The sequence below is a fragment of the Bradyrhizobium sp. McL0615 genome, from assembly GCF_049993905.1.
In the GTDB taxonomy this organism is placed as follows: Bacteria; Pseudomonadota; Alphaproteobacteria; order Rhizobiales; family Xanthobacteraceae; genus Bradyrhizobium.
The window spans coordinates 4,301,623-4,318,876 of sequence record NZ_CP188254.1 but is presented as its reverse complement, the minus strand read 5'-3'; the positions used below and the strand labels follow the sequence as shown (position 1 = coordinate 4,318,876).

Genomic DNA, 17,254 nt, shown 5'->3' with positions numbered 1-17,254 from the left:
AACGTTGTAGCAAGGCTAGAATGCAACCGTCTTCGTGAATTCTCGCAACCTCACAGCACACACCCATAATGCGCCGACGACACCAGCCGGATGTACTTGTCGTGCACCGATCCGGGCCGTACGGCGGCAATGGACGCCGGCGCGCGCCAGTCGGCCATGCGGCGAGCGATCTCTTCCGCCGGCACTTCGAGGTTCACCGTGCGGGCGCCGGGATCGATGACGATGGTGTCGCCGTCGCGCACCGCGGCGATCGGGCCGCCGCGCGCGGCTTCCGGCGAGACGTGGCCGATCAGGATGCCGTGCGAGACGCCGGAAAAGCGGCCGTCAGTGATCAGCGCGACATCCTCGCCAAGGCCCCGCCCCTGCAACTGGATCGTCAGCATCACCATTTCGGGCATGCCGGGTCCGCCGACCGGGCCGACATTGCGTACCACGATCACGTTGCCCGAAACGATCTCGCCGGCACGGATCGCAGCCATCGTATCGGCTTCGGACTCGAAGACGCGGGCGGTGCCCCGAAACTGGCCCTTCTCGAGCGCCTTGCCGGACAGCTTGAGCAGGCAGCTCTCCGGCGCCAGGTTGCCCTTAAGGACGCTGATGTGGTTGTTCGCCGGCGCGATCGGTTTTGACACCGGGAAAACGATCTCCTGCGGCGGCATCTGCTCCAGCGTCGGAACATCGGCGAGATTTTCCGCCAGCGTCCTGCCGGTCACCGTCATGACGTCGCCATGCAGGAGGCCCGCGCGCAGCAGTTCCTTCATCACGACCGGTACGCCGCCGATCGCATGCAGGCTGCCCATCGCGAACGGGCCATGCGGCTGCAGATTGGCCAGCAGCGGCACGCGCTCGCCAACCTGCTGGATGCGTTCGATCGTGATCGGCATCTGCGCCTCGCGCGCCACCGCAAGCAGATGCAGATACATGTTGGTCGAGCCGCCCATCGCGTAGACGGTGGTGATCGCGTTCTCGAACGCGCGCTCGGTCATGATGTCGCGCGGCCGGATACCGGCCTCCATCAGTCGGTACAGGGCATCGACCGAGGCCCGCGCCTGCGCGCGGACGTCGGCATGGATGTCGCTGCCTGCGTCGTAGTCGGCGGGATGCGAAGCGCCGCGCGGCAGCATCATGCCGATCGATTCCGCAATCGTGCTCATGGTGTTGGCCGTGAACATCGCGCCACAGGTGCCGCTGCCCGGCATCACGTTGCGCTCGACTTCCAGCAACTCCTCGCCCGAGAGCCGGCCGGACTCATTGGCGGCGCGGGCCTCGGCATAATCAAGGATCGTGATGTTGTTGCCCTTGCTGGCCCATGCCCCGAACGAGACGCGGCCCGGCGTGCTGGTGCCGGGATAGAGCACGAGGCCAAACGCATTGGTGCGCGCCAGCGGCATCAGCGCGGCGGCACCGGTCTTGTCGCAGCCGGAAATCACGATCATGGCGTCGCCGTGATGCGCGTAGTGACCGATCTCGAAACAGTCGGCGACGGTATCGCGCGAGGCGAGGCTGTAGCCCGCCGTCGGCGTCCCCTGCGTCAGCGCATCCGACACCGCCGGCGCGCCGACGATCAGCCCCTGCCCGCCGCGCTCCGCCAGGATATCGACCAGCAGATCGGTGATAGTGCGCACGCGGTTGTTGCAGCGATGGGCATTGGTGTAGGCGCTGGCGATCGTCACCACCGCATTGGTCTGCGCGGCGCGGTCCGGATCGAAACCGGCGGCGCGCAGTTCGACCCGCCCCCGCTTCCAATAGGTGCTGCTGTCTTGTGTCGTCATGAGGTGCTCCAGGTCTTCTGAAGGCAGGTCTTCTGATGGAATGCCGTGTCCGGCCTGATTGGCACTGAACGAGGCCTACGCCGTCTTGCCGTCGTCGAAGCTGACGATTACGGCGGCATTCGCAATCAGGATGGGATCGTTACCGCTCTCGGACGGAATTTCCAGCCCGCCAGCGACCGCCGTCACCTTGACGGTGCCGTACGGCAGCTCCTTGGCCACCGCCGCGGTATCCACCGCGTCCGGATTCGGCACGGCAATCATGACGTCGACGAACATGTCGTTGGCGGTCTTGCCCAGCATCCGGAAGAAGCCGAGGCTGGAATGGCGGATGGCGTCGGAGACGGCGCGCTTGGCCGCCTTGGTGGCATCGCGCCCGTGAACGTCGACGCCCATGCCCATTTCGGTAATACAGCGCACGCGTGCCATCGGGTTTCCTCTTGTTGCTGATGCGTTGAATATTGTTCGGCGAGGGCCTGCATTCTCAATCGTCGCTTGCGGCGGCCGCGTCAAGTCACGGCAGACATGCGAATGCATCTCGACGCGCCGGCAAGGAATCTCGAAGCTTTGACGGCGTTCGCTAGACGGGCCGCGCGAACCGGCCCAGCATCTCGTGGACATCGTAGGTCATGACCGCAAGCAGCGCCGCCAGCGCCAGATAGGCGGCGCCATATTCGAGCTTGGTCTGCAGCGGAACACCATAATAGGCGACGTTCTCAGGCGCCTGGGGATCGTACCGCCACGCCTTCATGAGCTGCGGGACAGCGAGGATCGCGACGATGATGAGCATCGGGCCCGGACGATACAACATCAACGCCAGCAGGATGGGTACGCCAAGGAACCAGATCCGCGGGCTCAGCGCAGCTGTCACCCGGCCGCCGTCAAGCGGGGAGATCGGCAGCAGATTGAACAAATTGAGGAACAGGCCGGAATAGGCAATCGCCAGCAGCAGGCCGCTATCCTCCGCCCTCGCCCACAAATACACCGCGAGCGCGGCGATCGTTCCGACCACCGGTCCTGCGATCGCCACATAGGCTTCGGTCTCGACATCGACCGGCTGGTCCTTCAGCGCGATCCACGCGCCCACAAACGGAATGAAGGCAGGCGCCCCCACATCGAGGCCGCGCTGCCGCGCGGCGACGTAGTGTCCCATCTCGTGGGCGAACAGCAGTGCGATGAAGCCCGCCGCATAACGCCAGCCCCATATCGTGGCGTAGACCACCAGCGACAGCAGCATGCTTCCGCCGCTGGTGGCGAGCTTGCCCCATTTGAGGCCGGAAAAGAGCAGCAGAAAAAGCGCCTTCATGCCGCGCCGTCGGCCCCATTGCTGCGCGGCTTGCGACGGAAGAAATTGAGCACCCCCGCGCCGAACACCCCCAGGCCGATAAGGATGATCTTGGCGAATTTGAGCACGAACGCAGCCGCGAGCGCGAACAGACCGAGCTTCTTGGCCGCAACGCCGCCGACCAGCGCCATCAGGCCATATTCCGCGATGCGATCGGTAGAGGCGCTGAAGTCCTCGTAGCGCTTGCCGGTATTGTAGGCGAGATCGCCGAGCAGTTCATGGGCCACCGATTTGTCGCCGGCGATACGTTCCGAATTCGACAGCAGATTGAGGCTGAAATAGCCGTCCCGCCCCAGCGCGTAGGTGTTGTAATTGATGCTTTTCGCCGCATTGTCCGCCTCGTCCTTGTCCTTGGCGAGCAGCGACCAGACCAGGCGATGGGTCGCGGTATCGTAATTCGGCGGCTGTACCCATCCGATCACCTGCATCTCGGGAAATCCACGCGCGACGCGGTCCTTGTTGCTCTCCTCCGCCCCATCCTTCAGATTCTTCAGGAGGTCGTCGGCATTCCAGTTCTTGGCATCATCATCCTTGATGTAGCCTTCCTTGATGTAGCGGATCACCACGATCCACCCGTCATTCGGCCCCGTGCCGACGACAAGGCCGACGATGCTCGTATCGTTGACGACATTGCCGAGCGCCCGCAGGACGCGGGCGCCTTCGGCCTGCGGCACGAAGAAATAACCGGCCGGGAGCTTCAACGCGGCCTGATCGATCAGGGAAACATCCTTGGGTCCGGCCGCGCCCGCCGCGCTGGCCGCCTGCCAGGCGGCGGCCAATTCCGCCTTTCGCGAGGCTTCGCTCGGCGGAGACGCCTGAGCAAATGCCGGCAGCGAGGAAAGCACGACAAACAACGCGAAGACGGCGGAAATCACCTTTTGCACCGAACTCTCCTGGAATATTGCCTTTGATGGATCGGATGACACCAACAACTGCAAATAGCAATACTGAACGACGTATCGCTCAGCCTACCCGGAAAAAATGGCCGCAAACTGGATGAAGTGCGTCACGCTACGCCAGGCAGCCATACCGCCAATGCGAGGCGGACTGCGAGCGATGCCGTTTGATCCCGCATCGTCCTGCTTAAACCAGAGCTTTGTGTAATCTCATTGAAAGGCAAATTTGGGGAGGCCGGACTCCCGCGCCGCACCTTGGCGGGATCTAGTCGAAATTTCGGCGCCGCCTTGTCAGGACTGACGGCCTCGACCTCGCCGGCCGGAGATCAGCTTCATCCAGGGCGGCAGATGAAAGGCGCTCATCAGCAAATACATCGGGACCATTCCGGTCAGTTGTGACGCGCCTGCGATCGAACACAGCGGCGATCCGCCACCAAGCACAGCCGTCAGCAACGCCATGATCGCAAATGTCGGCGCCGCCGCGAGATAAAGCCAATCGGCCGCGCCTGTGGCTGCAGTGCCGCCGCTTTCACAACGGATCGCGCTGCCGGTACGAGCCTCGCTCATGTCGTATCTCCCGCGATCGGATGCAGTCGCATGCCCGAGGGCCGCTCGCGCGCCGGCGGTACGCCTGCGCGCGAGCGGGCGTGGTTCACGGCTTCGCGCCCGCCTGCTTGTTACGGAACGCGGCCTCGCCGGCGTCCGACACCTCGACCCACCGCTTGTCGGGTGCTGCGCCTTCGACGTAACTGTCGTGCCAGTTCCACCACTTGTAGGTTTGGGTTTGCGGATAGCCCGCGGGAGAATCCTCCCACTCCTCCTGGCGCCCGAGCGGCGTGATGTCGAGATAGTTCCAGGTGCCGCCCATCTGTTCATCGCCGCGGCTGTTGATGAAGTAGGTGCGGAAAATCCTGTCACCGTCGCGGAAGAACACGTTGGTGCCGTGCCATTCGCCAACGCCGAAATCGGCGTCGAAGCTGTCCGTGACGGTGTACCAGGGTATTATCTCCCATTCCATGCGCGCTTTCAGGCGCGCGATGTTCGCCTGCGGCGCGCGCGAGACGAACACGAGCGTGGTGTCACGGGCATTGAGATGGGCGAGATGAGCAACCTGATCGGCCACCATCGAGCAACCGCGGCAGGCATGGTCGGGCCAGCCCAACACGCCGGGCTCGTAGAAGGCGCGGTAGACGATCAGCTGATGGCGGCCTTCGAACAGATCGCGCAAGCTTGCTTTGCCCTTGAGCCCCTCGAACTTGTACTCCTTCTCGACGGCCAGCCATGGCATCCGCCGGCGCTCGGCGGCCAGGGCGTCACGGGCGCGGGTCACGTCCTTCTCCTTCACGAGCATTTGCTGGCGCGCGGCTTCCCACTCCTGAGCTGAAACGGCATGAATTTGCATTGCTGATCTCCTGTTTGTTGGGACGGTTGTTGTGCGTGCGTCGACCATTCAGGCCGGCAGCCGGCGGTCGTATTCCTGCTGCAGGCGAGCCCAGCCATCCCAGAACGGCGCCGGCTCCTTGTCGCTGGCGCGGGCGACCAGGATGTCGAGATGCATGTGCCAGCCGGCGCTGACCTTGAGCATGGTCGAACGATCAGGCAGACGCCGATGGGTCACGGTGAGCAGCACGCCCGCCCCCCTCGGCTCCAGTTCGAACGTCACGTCGCCGCTGTTGTTCCAGGCGATCGAAAGCTTGCGCAGCGGATCGAGCTCGGTGATCCGGCTCTGCATCCTTTGCTCCTCGGGAAAACCTGCCGGCCGCTTGCTCGGCGGATTGTTGAGCTCCTCGTTGCGCCAGACGAGTTCGACCGGCGCGCCGACCTTCATCTCCATCACCCCCGCCGCCAGCCACTTGCTGCGCAGGTCGCTGTCGGTGAGATAGGCCCAGATGCGCTCGATCGGACCGGGCAACAGCCGCTGTATCCGAAGCGTTGTCGGCTCGATCAACTCGCCATAGGCATCGGGCCTTGTCGTCGAATTCATCGTTCTACTCCTTCACCTTTTGCCTTCGCCTTGTCTTCTTCAAGCAGCAGGGCTTCCAACGCATCAAGCTTTGCATTCCAGAAACGCTCGTAGCGCCTGAGCCACGCATTTGCTTCCGCCAGCCGCGCCGCTTCGAGGCGGCACAGATGGGTGCGGCCGCGGATCGTGCGCTTCACCAGGCCGGCATTCTCCAGCACCCGCACATGTTTCGATGCGCCCGCAAAACTCATACGGAACGGCGTCGCCAGTTCCCCGATCGTGAGTTCGCGCGTCGCCAAATGACCAAGCATTGCCCGGCGTGTCGGATCCGCCAGGGCGTGAAAAACAGCGTCGAGATGCGTCGAATACTCAACCATGTGGTTTAGTATAGGTGCGTGGCGCGAATAGTCAACCGATCGGTTTAACGTTTTCGTGATGGCTTCCGGATCGCGCTAGTCGTCCGTGTAGACGGCGCAGGCGGATGCGATACCGCGCAGCGCATGCGTTCCCAGCGGGATCAGTGCCGCGCTTGTCTCAGCGGCGACTGCGCCCGAGATCAGCACCGTTCGGCCGAGCGGCCGGCAGAGCCCTTCGAGCCGGCTGACCAGATTCACCGCAGGACCGATCGCAGTGAAATCCAGCCGGTCGGCGGCGCCGACATTGCCCCACAGAATTTCGCCGAGATGCAACGCTACGCCAAATGACAGTGGCGGCAGCCCCTGCTGTCGCCGGCTCGCATCGAGATGCGCCATGCCGGCTTTCGCAGAAGCCACCGCGCGCAGCGCCGCGTCGCAGGCCTCGCGCGGCTTGTCGCCGACCGGAAAGATCGCGAGCACGCCGTCGCCGATAAATTTCAACACCTCGCCGCCAAAGGCGTGGACCGCGCCGCCGATGCAGTCGAACCAGCCGCCGAGTGCGGCGATGACGGCAGCGGGAGGCTCGGACTCCGACAGCGCGGTAAAGCTGCGCAGATCGGCATAAAGCAACACCGCCCGAATGGTCTCGCCGACTTCGCGCCGCAGCGGCCCCGCCAGCACGCGCGCGGCGCTGCGCCGGCCGAGATAGGCTTCCAGCGCCGCCGACAATGTCGCGCGCGCCGAGAGCGCGGCGAGCGGCGCTGCGGCGAAGCGAGCGGCCTCACGCAATCGATCGGCTTCCGCTTCGGTGAACCGGCGCGGCCCGATCCAGCCGAGCACCGGCCCGCCTTCTCCCGCACCAACGGTGTCTTCATGCACAGCACCACTCGAAAGCCCGGCCAGCCACACCCGGCCCGCATCGCCGGCCGAACTCGCCGCGCCTCCAAACCCCGCCGGCGCAAATCCCACCGCCTCGATCACCTCACCGTTCCCGGCCCGCCACAGCCAGGTGCGGCGGGCGATGAGCGGGTGCGGCACAGCAAGTGTCAGCGCGCCGCCGGCAAGCGGCATGTCGTCCGCGATCAAGCGCGTGCCGAGTTCGGCGAGGAGCCGCTCGGCGCTTGGCGAAGCGCTGGCCGCATCAACCAGCCATGTCAGCGTCGAACTCAGTTGCATGGTCCGACCTTATGGCGGGGGCAATTCATTATCACCATCGGCACTTGGTAAATTCCCGCGCCGGCATATGTTGGCACGGTTGCAGCCCCCTTATGCCGATGAGCAGCTAGGCTTTTTGATGCCTGAATCGTTTGTGGTCCAGCGCGAGACCCAGATCGCCGCACCGCGCGCCAGCGTGTTCGCCTTCCTGACGGACCCTGAGAAGATCGTGCAATGGATGGGCAGCGAGGCCGTGACGGAGATGCATCCCGGCGGGCTGTACCTCCTGAAGGGCGTTGGCAGTGCGACGGCGCGCGGCACATTCCGCGAGGTGGTGCCGGTGCATCGCCTCGCCTACAGTTTTGGTTGGGAAGGCAATGATGAGGTGCCGCCGGGGTCAGGCCTGATCGAGATCGACCTGATCGAGCACGATGGCGGCACGCTGTTGCGCATGACCCATAGCGGGCTTCCCAGCGCCGCTCAGCAGGCGAGCCATGCCAAGGGTTGGATCCATTATATCGACAGGCTGACCAAGGCGGCCGCCGGCCAGGATCCCGGGCCCGATCGGGGACCGAGCGGCACCCGCAACACGTGAGGGCGATATCGGTCAGGGCGCGCATCGCTGGACGATCAATCCTCTTTCTTCAACACCGTCACATGGAGACGGCGGCGGATTTCCATCCCCTGCCGCCGGTAGAGCGCAATCGCCGAGTGATTGCTGGTGAAGACATGCAGAAAGGGAATTTCGCCGCGCGATACAATCTGGCGTGAAACAGCACCGAGCAGCATCTGCCCGTAGCCGCGGCCGCGATGGGATGGATGCACGCAGACGGCGGTGATCTCGGTGTATTGCGCGGGCTTCATCCGCTCGCCGGCCATCGCGACAAGCTGACCGTCGACGCGAATGCCGAGGAAAGTGCCGAGTTCATGAGTCCGTGCGCTGAACGGCCCCGGCTTGGTGAGCGTTGTCAGTTCGATCATCGCTGGAACGTCGTCGACACCGAGGGTGACGATATCGACGCCGTTGGCCGGCGTTTCAACCGGTGTCCCTATCAACTGCTCTCCGGTGTCCGCCAGCACGACCTTGAATCCGGCGGGCGGCTCAACGGCTTCCGGCGTGAACAGCACGGCGATGTCCGTTGGCGACATCAACGCGCGAAGCGCTGCAAAGCTTTCGGACGACATGTCCGCCGTCGCGGCGAACGGCGTGATCTCTGTCGGATAGCGCCACGCGCGGGCGTCGCCTTCGGCAAGTGCGTGCTGCGTGGTCGTCAGCGCGGTCCAGATCGGATAATCGAGGGGATGGCTTGCGTCGTGGACAGACATCAGACTGCTTTCATTCCCATTTCGATTGCACGACAACGCTAGCGGCAGTCGCCAATGCCCGCCACCTTGAAAACGAGCTACGCCGTCTCTTCGACCTTCACACTTCCTCCGCCGTCGCCTTGATCAGATTGTCGCGCACCGTGACGACGGTCTCCTGCAGCCGCGCGAACTCGTCCGGCTTCAATCCGGTCGCGGCCACGAGGTTCATGTGCATTCCCTTCTCGCGCAGAAGCCGGCCGGCCTCGGTGAGGCTGATGCGCACCTGCCGCTCGTCCGCAGGGTCGCGCTGGCGGCGCAGGTAACCCATGGTCTCGAGCTTTTTCAGGACCGGCGTCAGCGTGTTGGATTCCAGGAACATCTTTTCACCCAGCTCGCTCACCGTCTGGCCGTCCTGTTCCCACAAGGCCACGATCGCGATCCACTGCGGATAGGTCAGGCCGAGATCCTCAAGGCCTTTCCGGTAGGCCCGGCCGAAGGCAAGGTTGGCCGAGTAGATCGCAAAGCACAGGAAATCGCCAAGGCGCCGCTCTCCTGCAGGCGGCTTCGGTTTCTGATTGGCTCTCGAACTGTCGCTGGAATTGTCCCTGGAACCGGTACTTGAACCGGATTGGGAACCTTCAATCGATCTCATTGCGGGCGTCCTTTCCGACACGAACATGTGAAGTCTCACATCGATATATATCGCATCCGATTAAATCGGAAGGCTTGACTTCAAGGTGCGCCGGCGCTTTATAGCTCGCATTCGATTACATCGTATACGATATAACACCGCTTGGTGAAGAGATCGGACGATTTCAGGCATTCATTCGCGCCGCGGAAGAGTGTCTGCCGAACAGAGGGTATTCGCGCGGCGATCGAAGCAATCTACCGCTGTCAACAACCACGGTGAGGGAAACATCCCGGCCACCACAACACCAAGGAGAGAACCATGTCAGACCTCAAGGAAAGCACCACCTCCTCCGCCGAAGCCAAGGCCGCGCCGGCGGTCGACCTGAAGCTCGAAATCGTCGTCATCCCGGTCTCTGACGTCGAACGCGCCAAGCAGTTTTACGCAAAGCTCGGCTGGCGGCTCGACGCCGATTTCGCCGGCCCGGACGACTACCGCGTGATCCAGTTTACCCCACCCGGCTCCAACGCCTCGGTGATCTTCGGCAAGAACGTCACCTCCGCCGCGCCGGGTTCGGCGCAGGGCTTGTACCTGGTGGTCTCCGACATCGAGGCTGCCCGCAGTGCGTTGCTCGGCCGCGGCGTTGCGATCAGCGAAGCGTTTCACGCCGGCGGTGACGTGCACGTTGGCCCGGACGAGCCGTATCTGTTTGGACGGGTCCGGCAGAGCGGCGCGGATCCGGCACGCGGCAGCTACCGTTCGTATGCTTCGTTCAGCGATCCCGACGGCAATGGCTGGCTGTTGCAGGAAGTCACCGCGCGATTGCCCGGCCGCATCGACGGCAACGGTACCTCGTTCACCTCATCGGCCGATCTCGCCGCCGCGTTCCGCCGGGCGGCCGCGGCTCATGGCGAATACGAGAAGCGGAACGGCGGCAAGCACGATGAAAATTGGCCGGACTGGTACGCCGACTACATCGTCAACGAACAGCATGGCCAACAGCAGGCCGCATGAGCAGTCGAAGCAATCACCGTCATCGGCGGCGAGGGTCGCCGGTGACGGATCTCAAACCAGGGAGCTCAACGTGAGCACGATAAAGAACTTACAAATCGCAGCAATGGTGGCGCTTGTCGCCGGAGCCGTTCTCGCGCCGTTTGGCGCACAGGCGCAGCAGAACGGGGTCACGCGAACCGACCTGCAGCGGCACGACCTCAGCGCGCCCGGACGCGAGGCCATCCAGGTCCGCGTCGACCTCGCCCCCGGCGTGGCCTTTGGCAAGCACACCCATCCCGGCGAGGAAATCATTTATGTCCTCGAAGGCACGCTCGAATATCAGCTCGAGGACAAGCCGCCTGTGACGCTGAAGGCCGGCGACGTGCTCTTCATTCCTGCCGGAACGGTCCATTCGGCGAAGAACCTCGGCAGCGTCACCGGCAGTGAGCTTGCCACCTACATCGTCGAGAAGGGCAAGCCGCTCCTCACGCTGGTGAAGTGACGGCGGCCGCCCACGAGGAGAGTTCGACATGATCGAGATTGCGTTGGCATTTGCGGCCGGCCTGCTGACGGCGGCAGCGCCCTGCATTCTGCCGCTGCTACCGGTCCTGCTGGGCGCCTCCATTGGCCAGCAAGACCGGCGGCGGCCGCTGTTCCTCGTGGCCGGTTTCATCCTGACGTTTTCCGGGTTTGCGATCCTGTTCGGCTCGTTCTCGACCGTGCTTGGCCTGTCGCACGACACCTTGCGGAAGGTCTCCGTGATCCTGCTCGGCAGCTTCGGCGTTTTGCTACTGTGGCCGCGGCCATACGAGTGGCTGATGGCGAGGTTGAGCGGCCTGCTCTCTTTCGCCGATGGCGTCGTCTCGCGCGCCGGATCAGGCAATGCAGGCGGACTCGTTGTTGGGCTGGCGCTCGGCGTGCTCTGGACACCGTGCGCCGGGCCGGTGCTCGGCTCCATTCTCACGCTGATCGCAACTTCGGAAAACCTGGCGCGCGCCGCGCTGCTGCTTGTCACATACGCGGCCGGCGCCGGCATCCCAATTCTGCTGATCGCCTATGGCGGACAATACGCGACCACGCACGTGCGGAAGCTTGCGCCCTACACCCCCGCCTTGCAGCGAACATTCGGTTTAGCGGTGCTCCTCGTCGCGCTGGCCTTCTACACGCAATACGACAGCATCGTGGCTGTCTGGTTTTCAGCGTTTTATCCGAACCTGCAACTGGGATTATGACAATGCGCAAGCTTCTCGGCCTGATCGTCCTCGCTATCGTTGCCGTTCTTGCCATCGCGCAGTTTGGCCCATCCGCACTGCTCGGCGAAGAAACGACGCGGCAGGATTCCCGACCCGCGCCGGAGTTCTCCGGAATTTCCGCCTGGTTGAATTCGCCGCCGCTGACGACGGAAGGCCTCCGCGGCAAGGTGGTGCTGGTTCAGTTCTGGACTTATTCGTGCATCAACTGCCTGCGCACGGTGCCTTACGTCACCAAATGGTACGAACAGTACAAGGACAAAGGTCTTGTCGTGGTCGGCGTGCACACGCCCGAATTCGCTTTCGAGAAGGAGCGTGCGAATGTCGAGACCGCCATCAAGCGCCTCGGCATCCATTATCCGGTGGCACAGGACAATCAGTACCGCACCTGGCGCGCCTTCGGCAATCAGTACTGGCCGGCCGCGTATCTGATCGACAGGTCCGGCACGATCGTCGCGACGCAGTTTGGTGAAGGCGGCTACCAACAGATGGAAAGCGCTATCGCGCGCCTGGTTGGCGATCGCGCACCTATCGCGCCGACGCGCGACCCGGACTTGAGCGCCGTCGCAACGCCCGAGATGTATCTAGGCTCCGAGAAGAACGATGGCGCCATCGTCGAGACGCAAGATGCTGCGCGCGGCGAACGGACCTACGCGTTGCCGGACGACGTACCGCCCAACCGGTTCGCCCTCTCCGGAGCCTGGAACGTGACGGACGATCGCGCCACCTCGTTGGCCGACGGAGACGAAATCCTGCTCCGTTTCAATGCGCCCAAGGTCAATCTGGTCGCCGGCAGCCTGTCGCCGCAAACATTGTCCGTGATCGTCGACGGAACGCCGCAGCCGCCGGTCTCTGTCGATGGAAGCCGGCTTTATTCCCTCTACAGCGGCGCCAGTGGCGAGCACGTGTTGCGGCTGAAAGCGCCCAAGGCCGGCCTGAGCGCCTACAGCTTTACGTTCGGCTGAGCAAGCGCGCGCGACGCAATTCATAATGGCTGCCGTCGCGCTTTCGTCAGATCGACTTCACCTCTCCGCCATCCATGCGAAGCGTTGAACCGGTCATCCAGCGCGCGCCGGGCGAAACCAGGAACGCCATCAACTCCGCGATTTCTTCCGGCTCGCCATAGCGGGCAATGCCGGCTTCTTTCGGGAAGTTGGCCGTCGCCTCCTCCACCGTCATGTTATGCAGCGGCGCCCAGTGCTGGAGGTAGGAACGGCGGCGGCCCGTCATGACAGGACCAGGCAGGACGCTGTTCACCTGCACGCCATCGGCGATACCTCGATCGGAAAACGCTTTCGCCAGTGCGACGATGGCGGCATTGATCGTTCCCACCGCCGCGTAAGGCGCTTTCGGAAAGAGCGCCGAGTTGCCCGACATCAGCACCACCGAACCTTTTGTCGCCCGCAGCGCCGGCCACGCGGCGATCGTGAGCCGGCGCGCGCCGTGCAGCTTCAGGGAGAGACCCCCCTCCCACTGTTCGTCGGTCATCTCGAACAGGTCGATCTGCGGTACGGCGCCGGCAATATTGAGCAGCGCATCGATGCGGCCAAATGAGGCCAGCGTCCGATCGACGACCGTCTGCGCCGCCGAAGGCTGGCTCAGGTCGGCGTCGACGACCAGCGCTTCCGCGCCGGCGGCCTTCACCGCCACGGCCGTCTCGTCCAGATGAGCGCGGTCCCGCGCCACCAGGACCAGCGCGGAAAAATCGCATGCGAGGCGGACGGCCGTGGCCCGGCCGATGCCCTGGCTGGCGCCTGTGACGATCGCTACTGAGTTCGACATATCCATTCTCCTTGATGCCAAAGCGCAAGTGTCAGCGAACCGGCTTGAGGTCGAGCCGACCGGAGGCTGCGTCTTTCGCGATTTGTGATGTCAGCGCGGCAGGAAATCGCGGATGGCAGCCGCGATTTCGGCGGCGTGGGTTTCCAGCGCGAAATGGCCGGTGTCGAAGAAGCGCACCGTGGCGTTTGGAATATCGCGCTTGAACGCTTCGGCGCCGGGCGGCAGGAAGAACGGATCATTCTTGCCCCACACCGCCAGGAACGGCGGCTTGTGGGTACGGAAATAGTTCTGGAAGGCCGGATAGAGCGCGATGTTGCTCTTGTAGTCGCCGAACAGATCGAGTTGCACCTCATCGGCGCCGGGTCGCGACAGATAGAAGTTGTCGAGCGAATAGCCGTCCGGCGAAACCTTGGTCGCATCGGGTACGCCGTGGGTGTATTGCCAGACCGTCGTCTCCGGCTTGAGAAGGGCGCGCAACGCCTCGCGGTTCTTCTCCGATGCGTCCTCCCAATAAGCCCGGATCGGATTCCACCCGTCGCTCAGCCCCTCCTCGTAGGCGTTGCCGTTCTGCGAGATAATCGCCGTGATGCGTTCTGGACGTTTTGCTGCAATCCGAAAGCCCGTGGGCGCGCCGTAGTCGAAGACATAGATCGCAAAGCGCTTGAGGCCGATCACCTCGGTGAAGCGGTCGATGACCTCGGCGATGTGATCGAAGGTGTAGGCGAACATACCGCGCGCCACCAGGTCGGACTGTCCGAAGCCGGGCAGATCGGGAGCTACGATGTGAAAGCGATCGGCAAGATGCGGGATGAGGTCACGAAACATGTGGCCCGCGCTTGGGAAGCCATGTAGCAGCAGCAGCGTCGGCGCGTCCTTGGGCCCTGCTTCGCGATAGAAAATCTTCCAGCCGTCGACGTCGGCGGTGCGATAGTTGATGGCGACCATGGGATTTCTCCTTCGTTTCGTAACTTTTTAATTGACCTTGAAGAGGTTACGGACTCATGGCCATTTTCACGGCCGGAGCATTTGCTACGTGGCCAGGTCGTGCATGGCATCACGAATGATCTCCACGACGACGCCGGAAGCCGTGACAATGGGGGCGTGATCGACCTGGTGCGATCGCGCACGCGCCTTCATTCGCGTCGCCATGAAGCGCTGTGTTTCAGGAACGATCATGCGGTCCTCCTCCGCGACGAGAAACCAGGAGGGCCGGTCCTTCCACAGCGGCCGGTCGACGGCGACGGTGATGCAAGCCGTCGAAATCGGCCGCTGAACCGCCGCCAGCAGAGTCTGCTCTGCGGCAGTGGCATGCTGCGCGAAGGCGGCAGCGAAAGCCGCCTCAGGCAGGTAGATCAGCCCGTGATCGTCGGGCGCGAGCTTGGGCGCCTGCGGATGCGGCTCAGTGCGATAGAAAACGTCCGCAACCGTTTCGCCCTGGTCCGGAGCGAGAGCGGCCACGTAAACAAGCGCCCCCACGTTCGCGTTCCGTGTGGCCCCGATCACGGCCCCGGCATAGGCGTGGCCAGCGAGAACGACTGGTCCCGTCACGCGCGCGAGCGCTCGTTCGAGCGCCGCGACGTCGTCGTTGAACGATGTCAGCGGCAGCGGCGCCGCCACCACCTTGATGCTTTCAGCTGCCAGGGAACCAATGACCTTTGCCCAGCTCGATCCATCGGCCCATGCGCCATGGGCAAGAACAACAGTCACATCGCTCGATGACATCGCAGCTCTCCTTCGAGGACCCGAAATAGTAACCTTCATATTCGATAAATGACGGTTACTATCGCCAGGCATAACTTGTCAATGACCGTTAGGGCGGTTAGCTTTGGAACAAGATCACGGATGGGTGATGGGATCGGCGGCCCTCGCCCGGAACAGGAGATGAGATGGACCAGCGCCCTCCAGCGATTTTTGTCGGCGACGCGCTCGGACTGGATTTCCTCAATTCAGTCGCGACGCCGGTCGACACGCCGATCGACTGGATCGATGACGGCGACGGCTTGCTGAACTGGCTGGAACAGGCGCAGCTCGCGCCTGCGGACGCGCTCAAGCGAATTCGGGCAGAGGCCCTCCCCGGCGAGCTGGATAAGGTCTCCGATCAGGCACGGAGCCTGCGCGAGTGGTTCAGAGGCTTTGTGCGCAAGCACAAGGGGCGTCCGCTGACGGCGAAGAGTCTTGCCGAGCTTGAGCCGCTGAATCGCTTGCTGGAGCGCGACGATTCCTTCAAGCGGGTCGTTCCCGGGCCAAAGGGCGAGAAGAATCCGCTTCAGCTTCGAGCGATCCGCCGATGGCGCACGCCGGAAGCCCTGCTCTCCCCGATCGGCGAAGCGCTGGCCCAGCTTGTTTGTACGGAAGACTTCTCAGACGTGAAGGCCTGCGAAGGACCGGCCTGCACGCTTCTCTTTGCCGACCATACGCGTGGCCGGACGCGACGGTGGTGCAGCATGGCGCTCTGCGGCAATCGCGCCAAGCAGGCTGCTCACCGACACCGGTTGAAGGAGCAGCATTAAACTGCGCATCCAGCGCGCATAGAGCCACGCAACACCTTCGCGCTCACGCCGGCACTGGCGCAGCAGCCCGCACCACCGGCATCGGCCTGAACGTCATGATGATCAGGAACGCGCCGAGCCCCATGATCCACGAGCCGATATAGAGCCAAGCGTAGCTGGCGAACGTGTCGTAGATCAGACCGCCGGCCAGCGGACCCGTCGCCATGCCGAGGCTGCCGGCCATCGCGGTGCCGCCGATCATGGTACCCATCATTCGCAGCGGAAAGTTTTCGCGCACCAGGACGGCATAAAGCGGCATGGTGCCGGCATAGATGAAGCCGAACAGCGCCGCGACCGCGTAGAACGCGGCGAGCTCGCGCACGAAGACATAGCCGAGCGCGCCGAACGCCTGCGCCAGCAGACCGAACACGAGCACGCGCCTGGCGCCAAAGCGATCGCCGAGCAGGCCGAAGGCGATACGGCCGCCCAGCCCGGCAAAACCTTCCACGCTGTAGATGGTGACGGCGGCGATCAACGGGATGCCGCAACTGATGGCATAACTCACGGTGTGGATGATCGGCCCCGAATGCGTGGCGCAGCAGAAGAAGTTTGTCGCGACCAGGATGATGAATTGCGGCGAGCGCAACGCCTGCGCCAGCGACATCTCCGCCGGAGCCGGAACGCCTGATGGCATGAAAGGCGCGCCATCAAGCGCCGGCGGGCGGCGCACCAGCAGCGAGACCGGGATCATGATCGCGCCGACGACCAAGGCCACGATCTGCATCGAGGTGCGCCAATCATGATGTGAGACAAGCCAGGCGGCGAGCGGCGCCATGGTCATCGGCGCCATCCCCATGCCGGCCGAAACCAGCGACACGGCGAGACTGCGATGGGTATCGAACCAGCCGGTGACGGTCGCCATCATCGGTGCAAAGATCGCGGCGATCGAGCCGCCGACCATCAGCCCGAAGATGAACTGAAAGGCGACCAGCGATGTCGCAAGGCTGGCCAGCCCAAGGCTCGCCGACAACACGACCGATCCGGTCAGCACCACCGGCAACGGTCCCAGCCGATCCGACAAGGTGCCCCAGACCATGCTGGTGAACGCCATGGCGAGAAAGCCGATCGTCATGGCGCTGGATATGCCCGTGACCGACCAGCCGGTATCCCGCGCAATCGGCTGCAAAAACACCGGTAGCGAAAACATGCCGCCGATCGCGACGCACCCCAGCAAGCCGCCGGCGGCGACGATCACCCAGCGATAGTGAGAATTGGTCATTCCCGATCTCCAACACATTTCTCTGGATGCAAGACGAACGGGAC

21 protein-coding genes are annotated in these 17,254 nt (G+C 63.7%); 6 read left to right on the top strand and 15 right to left on the bottom strand.

The window, feature by feature from the left end; translation table 11 throughout:
* Positions 1-50 precede the first annotated feature (50 nt).
* The 9 genes from ACPPVP_RS20290 to ACPPVP_RS20250 form a co-directional block, all read right to left on the bottom strand.
* The gene (locus ACPPVP_RS20290; RefSeq protein WP_426537427.1) at positions 51-1,772 is read right to left on the bottom strand and encodes a dihydroxy-acid dehydratase; all 1,722 of its coding nucleotides are present in this window, start codon (positions 1,770-1,772) and stop codon (positions 51-53) included.
* Between the two features lie 75 nt (positions 1,773-1,847).
* Positions 1,848-2,198, bottom strand: a complete 351-nt coding sequence (locus ACPPVP_RS20285) for a Lin0512 family protein (protein WP_426537425.1) — start codon at positions 2,196-2,198, stop codon at positions 1,848-1,850.
* A gap of 151 nt (positions 2,199-2,349) precedes the next feature.
* On the bottom strand, positions 2,350-3,075 hold the full coding sequence (locus tag ACPPVP_RS20280) for a site-2 protease family protein (protein ID WP_426537423.1): 726 nt from the start codon (positions 3,073-3,075) through the stop codon (positions 2,350-2,352).
* Positions 3,072-3,998 (bottom strand): DUF2167 domain-containing protein, encoded by a 927-nt coding sequence (locus tag ACPPVP_RS20275; protein ID WP_426537422.1) that lies wholly within the window; start codon positions 3,996-3,998, stop codon positions 3,072-3,074. Before ACPPVP_RS20275 ends, ACPPVP_RS20280 begins: the two co-directional genes overlap by 4 nt.
* A 303-nt stretch (positions 3,999-4,301) precedes the next feature.
* On the bottom strand, positions 4,302-4,577 hold the full coding sequence (locus ACPPVP_RS20270; protein ID WP_426537420.1) for a hypothetical protein: 276 nt from the start codon (positions 4,575-4,577) through the stop codon (positions 4,302-4,304).
* 85 nt (positions 4,578-4,662) lie between these two features.
* Complete coding sequence (locus tag ACPPVP_RS20265) at positions 4,663-5,412, bottom strand: DUF899 domain-containing protein (protein WP_426537418.1); 750 nt, start codon at positions 5,410-5,412, stop codon at positions 4,663-4,665.
* 48 nt (positions 5,413-5,460) lie between these two features.
* Positions 5,461-5,994 (bottom strand): SRPBCC family protein, encoded by a 534-nt coding sequence (locus ACPPVP_RS20260; protein WP_426537416.1) that lies wholly within the window; start codon positions 5,992-5,994, stop codon positions 5,461-5,463.
* Positions 5,991-6,350 carry an ArsR/SmtB family transcription factor gene (locus ACPPVP_RS20255; RefSeq protein ID WP_426537414.1) on the bottom strand — a complete coding sequence of 120 codons (360 nt, stop codon included), beginning with the start codon at positions 6,348-6,350 and terminating at the stop codon, positions 5,991-5,993. Before ACPPVP_RS20255 ends, ACPPVP_RS20260 begins: the two co-directional genes overlap by 4 nt.
* A 75-nt stretch (positions 6,351-6,425) precedes the next feature.
* Positions 6,426-7,505, bottom strand: coding sequence for an adenylate/guanylate cyclase domain-containing protein (locus ACPPVP_RS20250; RefSeq protein ID WP_426537412.1), 1,080 nt, complete (start codon positions 7,503-7,505; stop codon positions 6,426-6,428).
* A 118-nt stretch (positions 7,506-7,623) separates the two neighbouring features.
* On the opposite strand from ACPPVP_RS20250, the gene ACPPVP_RS20245 reads away from it, so the two are divergent.
* Positions 7,624-8,079: an SRPBCC family protein gene (locus ACPPVP_RS20245; RefSeq protein ID WP_426537410.1), complete on the top strand. Its 456-nt coding sequence runs from the start codon at positions 7,624-7,626 to the stop codon at positions 8,077-8,079.
* Positions 8,080-8,114: 35 nt separating this feature from the next.
* Here ACPPVP_RS20245 and ACPPVP_RS20240 read toward each other — a convergent pair whose 3' ends face one another.
* Both ACPPVP_RS20240 and ACPPVP_RS20235 read right to left on the bottom strand, forming a co-directional pair.
* Positions 8,115-8,810: a GNAT family N-acetyltransferase gene (locus ACPPVP_RS20240; RefSeq protein WP_426537408.1), complete on the bottom strand. Its 696-nt coding sequence runs from the start codon at positions 8,808-8,810 to the stop codon at positions 8,115-8,117.
* Positions 8,811-8,907: 97 nt separating this feature from the next.
* Positions 8,908-9,441, bottom strand: coding sequence for a MarR family winged helix-turn-helix transcriptional regulator (locus ACPPVP_RS20235; protein ID WP_426537406.1), 534 nt, complete (start codon positions 9,439-9,441; stop codon positions 8,908-8,910).
* Positions 9,442-9,738: 297 nt separating this feature from the next.
* Between ACPPVP_RS20235 and ACPPVP_RS20230 the strand changes: the two genes are divergently transcribed.
* The 4 genes from ACPPVP_RS20230 (at position 9,739) to ACPPVP_RS20215 (ending at position 12,625) form a co-directional block, all read left to right on the top strand.
* Complete coding sequence (locus ACPPVP_RS20230; RefSeq protein ID WP_426537404.1) at positions 9,739-10,431, top strand: VOC family protein; 693 nt, start codon at positions 9,739-9,741, stop codon at positions 10,429-10,431.
* Between the two features lie 79 nt (positions 10,432-10,510).
* Positions 10,511-10,912, top strand: a complete 402-nt coding sequence (locus tag ACPPVP_RS20225) for a cupin domain-containing protein (protein ID WP_426537961.1) — start codon at positions 10,511-10,513, stop codon at positions 10,910-10,912.
* 28 nt (positions 10,913-10,940) lie between these two features.
* Positions 10,941-11,642: a cytochrome c biogenesis CcdA family protein gene (locus tag ACPPVP_RS20220; protein WP_426537402.1), complete on the top strand. Its 702-nt coding sequence runs from the start codon at positions 10,941-10,943 to the stop codon at positions 11,640-11,642.
* Positions 11,643-11,644: 2 nt separating this feature from the next.
* Entirely contained in the window at positions 11,645-12,625 is a 981-nt protein-coding gene (locus ACPPVP_RS20215) for a thioredoxin family protein (RefSeq protein ID WP_426537400.1), read from the top strand.
* A gap of 46 nt (positions 12,626-12,671) precedes the next feature.
* Here ACPPVP_RS20215 and ACPPVP_RS20210 read toward each other — a convergent pair whose 3' ends face one another.
* The 3 genes from ACPPVP_RS20210 to ACPPVP_RS20200 all read right to left on the bottom strand — a co-directional run bounded on the left by ACPPVP_RS20210 (position 12,672) and on the right by ACPPVP_RS20200 (position 15,164).
* Positions 12,672-13,442, bottom strand: a complete 771-nt coding sequence (locus ACPPVP_RS20210) for an SDR family oxidoreductase (RefSeq protein ID WP_426537398.1) — start codon at positions 13,440-13,442, stop codon at positions 12,672-12,674.
* 90 nt (positions 13,443-13,532) lie between these two features.
* Positions 13,533-14,387, bottom strand: a complete 855-nt coding sequence (locus ACPPVP_RS20205) for an alpha/beta fold hydrolase (protein ID WP_426537396.1) — start codon at positions 14,385-14,387, stop codon at positions 13,533-13,535.
* An 84-nt stretch (positions 14,388-14,471) separates the two neighbouring features.
* Positions 14,472-15,164: an alpha/beta fold hydrolase gene (locus ACPPVP_RS20200; protein ID WP_426537394.1), complete on the bottom strand. Its 693-nt coding sequence runs from the start codon at positions 15,162-15,164 to the stop codon at positions 14,472-14,474.
* A gap of 164 nt (positions 15,165-15,328) precedes the next feature.
* Here ACPPVP_RS20200 and ACPPVP_RS20195 point away from each other — a divergent pair, with 164 nt between their 5' ends.
* Positions 15,329-15,952 carry a CGNR zinc finger domain-containing protein gene (locus tag ACPPVP_RS20195; RefSeq protein WP_426537392.1) on the top strand — a complete coding sequence of 208 codons (624 nt, stop codon included), beginning with the start codon at positions 15,329-15,331 and terminating at the stop codon, positions 15,950-15,952.
* A gap of 43 nt (positions 15,953-15,995) precedes the next feature.
* Here ACPPVP_RS20195 and ACPPVP_RS20190 read toward each other — a convergent pair whose 3' ends face one another.
* Complete coding sequence (locus ACPPVP_RS20190) at positions 15,996-17,210, bottom strand: MFS transporter (RefSeq protein WP_426537390.1); 1,215 nt, start codon at positions 17,208-17,210, stop codon at positions 15,996-15,998.
* Between the last annotated feature and the right edge of the window lie 44 nt (positions 17,211-17,254).